Here is a 3,943-nt window from a genome sequence, read left to right as displayed (position 1 = left end):
GGGATGAGCTCCCCCGAGTAGCGCACCGCGGCGAACCCCAGGCAGGCGCTCACCACGAGGCGGGGCCTGGGCCAGGACTCCACGCTTCCCATGGTACCCCGTTTCCCCTGCCCAACTGCGTTTTCCGGGCAAAACGGCCCCGGCCCAAGGGCCGGGGCCACGGGAACCTTAGGGTTTAGTCAAACTTGTTCTGCTGCAGGAGGCTCGCCGTCTGCTGCACCGAGGGGATAGCCCCCGCCACCTTCCTGAGGTTGGCCCGGGTGCCCTTGTACCAGGGAATGGTGGTCTTGGGGTCGGTGTAGCCGGAGACCAGGGAGTTGGAGGTGCCCCGCCAGTGGTACATGACGAGGAAGAGCATGCCGGGCTTCACGGCATCGGTGACGTAGACCAAGAAGGTGCCGTTCCCCTCCTCGTTGTAGACCTCCACCAGGTCGCCGGACTTCAGGCCGAGGCGCTTCGCGTCCTCGGGGTTCACCTCCACGTAGGGGAGGGGCAGGGCCAGGGCCTTCTCGGGGAGGTGCCGGTCGTGGTAGGCGGTCTGCCAGATGGTCTGGGCCCGACCCGTTGTGACCCAGAAGGGGTACTGCCGGGCCTTTTCCCCATCCAGGTACTTGGCCACCTCCGCGGGGTAGCCCTCCCAGTCGTCCGTGCCGTACCACTTGAACTTGCCGTCGGGGGTGCCGAACTTGTGGGTGTAGCGGCGGACCGTGCCCACCAGCTTCCCCGTCTTGGGGTCGCGGCGCACGGGAGTCTGGATGCCCTGCTGGCCCACCTCCTTGAGGAACTTGTAGGTGACCCCCTTGTAGTTCTCCGGCTCCAGCTTGGCCTCGTCCTCCTCGGGCACGGCGTTATCGCTGAACTCCTCGGCCCCCGCGAGGAAGACGTCCTCGTCCGTGTTCCAGTTCTTGCCGAACTCGAACTTCTTGGCCTCCTCCAGCTTGCCCTCCGCCCGGTAGAGCTCGGCGATGCGGAGGCCCACCCACTTGAAGATCTCCCAGTCGGGCTTGGCCTCCCCGGGCGGGTCCATGAACTTCTCGTAGAGGCGGAGGAGGCGGCTGTTGCAGTTGATGGAGGTATCGTTGGCCTCGCCCCAGCCGGCGGCGGGGAGGATGAGGTGGGCGTCCCGGGCGGTCTCCGTCATGTAGATGTCCTGGACCACCAGGAAGAGGGCGTCGGGGTCCTGGTAGAGGATGTCCAGGATCTTTTTCGCCCGCTCCTGGATGGTCCCGGGCTCACCCCCGGCGCCCAAGGCCAGGGTGAGCTTCTCGGTGCGCTCGTGGATGCGCTTGCGGAAGACCTGGCTGTTGGGGGTGGAGAGGTAGGGGTCGGTGGCGATGACCCAGTAGAACTTGCCCTTCCCCTCCACGAGGAACTTGTCCACGTTGACAGGGGGGCCGCCCCGGTAGATGGAGCCCGGGGTGGGGGCGGGGGGCCGGACGTACCCCTCCTGGTGCCCGCCCTGGCGGCCGCAGCCCGTGCCGGGCCGACCGATGTTGTGGGTGAGGACGGCGAGCTGGACGATGGCCGCCACCTGGTCGTAGTTCTTCATGTTCCAGATGATGCCCTTCTCGTAGATGGTGAGGGTGCGCCGCTTGAAGCGGCCCACCTTGGGCTTGGCGATCCAGTCGGCGGCCTTCTCAATCAGGGCCCGGGGCACCCCGGTGATGCGCTCGGCCTGGGCCATGAACTGGTCGTAGGGCACGGAGAGCTTGAGGCTCTTCGCCTTGTACTCCTCAAAGAGGGCCATGTCGGTGCGGGCCTGGAGGTAGGCCATGTCGTAGTAGCCCTTCTCCCAGACCGCCCGGGCGATGGCGTTGGCGAGGATGTAGTCCGTGCCCAGGTTGGGCTGCAGGAGGAGAACCCGGTCCTTGGCCACGGCTTCGGCCACGGTGTAGGAGCTGATCTTCCGGGGGTCGATGACGATGAGGTACCCGGGCTCGGCGGGCTCGCCCCGCTCAAAAGCCTGTTGCTTCTCCGCCACCGTGGCCCCCTGGAGGTTGGGAAGCATGTGCTCCACGTAGAACACCGTGGCGGTCTCATAGGGGTTCGCCCCCCAGAGGACGATGGTGTCGGCGAGGCGCGCGTCCTCGTAGGTGTAGTTGAGTTCGTGGACCCCCCGCTCGCGGCTTCCCCAGACCTCGGAGTTGTAGGCGGGGCGGTTGTGGATGGCGATGTGCTTCACGGAGAGGGCGGAGAAGAAGAGCTTCCCGGCGGCGTAGTTGTCCTCAAAGCCCTGGCCCGAGCCCCCGTGGTCGTAGCACTTCACGGCGATGTTGTCGTCGTTGCCGTCCTGGTCCCGGATGCCCTTGATGAGGAGGCCCATGAGGGTGAGGGCGTCCTGCCAGGTGATGGCCTGGAACTGGTCGCCCACCCTGAGGAGGGGGTAGGTGAGCCGGTCCTGGGTGCCCCGGTCCAGGCTCCAGACGGTGAGGGCGTTGGTGCCGCCCCGGATGGAGTAGTTGCCCCGGTTGATGGGGCTGTCCTTGGCGGGGACGATGACCACGTGGTACTGGCGGCCATCCTTACCTACGGTGACGGCGTGCATGGTCTCCGTGTAGCTCTGGCCGGCGAGGGGGGGCTGGGACTGGGAGAGGTCCAGGCCGAAGGCGTTCTGGTTGGGCTTGAGGCCGCCCTGCTCGCCCACGGGCCAGACGTAGACCTTGTAGCCGCACCCCACGTTGCAGTACTGGCAGACGGTGTTGTAGACCTTGGCGTCCTTGGGGGGAACGGGAAGCTGGTCCCTACGGGGAATAAGCGCCATACCTCACACCTCCTACACGTTCTTCACGCGGCCCCAGATGAGGCCGGCCACGGCCACGGCGTAGATGTCGCCCTTGCCGTCAATGCGCAAGGGGATCTGGGGGAGCCAGGAGCTGGCCAGGCCCTGGTAGGTCTGGCCCGCCTTGGCAGGGTCAAACATGGAGTAGTGGCAGCGGCAGATAAACCTGCCCCCCTCGTACTGCACGGGGCAACCCATGTGGGTGCAGAGGGCGGAGAAGGCCACGATGTCCCGGTCCTTGCCCACGCCCCCGATGGCGGGGCGGCCGAGCTTGACCAGGATGGCCGGGGCGGAGGCGTCGGGGTAGGAGAAGGAGATGGGCTGGCCCGTCTTGACCTGAGAGAGGTTAGCCACCTTGACCGCCGGGTAGGTGAGGCTCGGGGCGTACCAGAGCTGGGCCTTGCCGCCCACGGTGAAAAGGGCGGTGGCCGCAGCGGTGAGCTGAACAAAGCGCCTCCGGCTCAGGGTTTGCGTCATACCTTTATCCCTCCCTTCCTTGGCAGTTTGAAGGCTATCAAACCGAACCGGGATTTGTCAACAGAATGGAAAGCCTCCCACTTATACCCCATTGGGGTATCAGAAGGAAAATTCTCTTCCCGAGCGAAGATTGGGGCTGGTCAAGGGGAGAGGCCATAAGGGAAGCGGAAAGTTTTCCCAGTCTTTCTCTTAAAGGGCGCCCCCCTTAATTCGCCTGGCATAATGAGGCCGTGAAGGGAAGGGATGCCACCCAAGGCCGCCTCGAGGCCCTGGCCCACCCCGCAAGGGTGGTTATCGTACGCCTTCTTTCGGAGCTACCCGACGACCATACCGCCCGCGATCCCCGTTGCGGCACGGCCTACGGGGTCTGCTTCTGCCACCTGAAGGAGAAAACGGGCCTTTCCGCCCCCACGGTGAGCCACCACCTCCGGATCCTCCGCGAGGCGGGCCTGGTGGAGGGGGTGCGGGTGGGGCGGTGGACCTACTACCGCTTGAGGCCGGGGGCCCTGGAAGCCCTGGCCCACGAGCTCTTGCGCCTGGCCCAGCAGGCGAGGAGGGCCCTGGAGGCCGAAAAGGCGGGCTAAGCCCCGCTCTTGGTACCATGAGGGCGTGGCGGAAGTCCGCGTGGGCACGGCGAGCTGGACCGACCCCACCCTCCTCGCCTCCGGCTGGTATCCCCCAGAGGCG

Annotated in this window: 3 protein-coding genes; 1 reads left to right on the top strand and 2 read right to left on the bottom strand. The window is 66.2% G+C overall.

Annotation, left to right across the window (positions count from 1 at the left end; translation table 11 throughout):
- Positions 1-175: 175 nt before the first annotated feature.
- Complete coding sequence (locus AC01Y6_RS09800) at positions 176-2,761, bottom strand: arsenate reductase (azurin) large subunit (RefSeq protein WP_476671332.1); 2,586 nt, start codon at positions 2,759-2,761, stop codon at positions 176-178.
- Between the two features lie 12 nt (positions 2,762-2,773).
- Entirely contained in the window at positions 2,774-3,256 is a 483-nt protein-coding gene (locus AC01Y6_RS09795) for an arsenate reductase (azurin) small subunit (protein ID WP_476671330.1), read from the bottom strand.
- 230 nt (positions 3,257-3,486) lie between these two features.
- On the opposite strand from AC01Y6_RS09795, the gene AC01Y6_RS09790 reads away from it, so the two are divergent.
- Positions 3,487-3,840, top strand: a complete 354-nt coding sequence (locus tag AC01Y6_RS09790) for an ArsR/SmtB family transcription factor (RefSeq protein ID WP_476671329.1) — start codon at positions 3,487-3,489, stop codon at positions 3,838-3,840.
- Positions 3,841-3,943: the final 103 nt, after the last annotated feature.

This window comes from Thermus sp., assembly GCF_056332225.1.
This window is presented reverse-complemented; position numbering and strand designations above follow the sequence as displayed.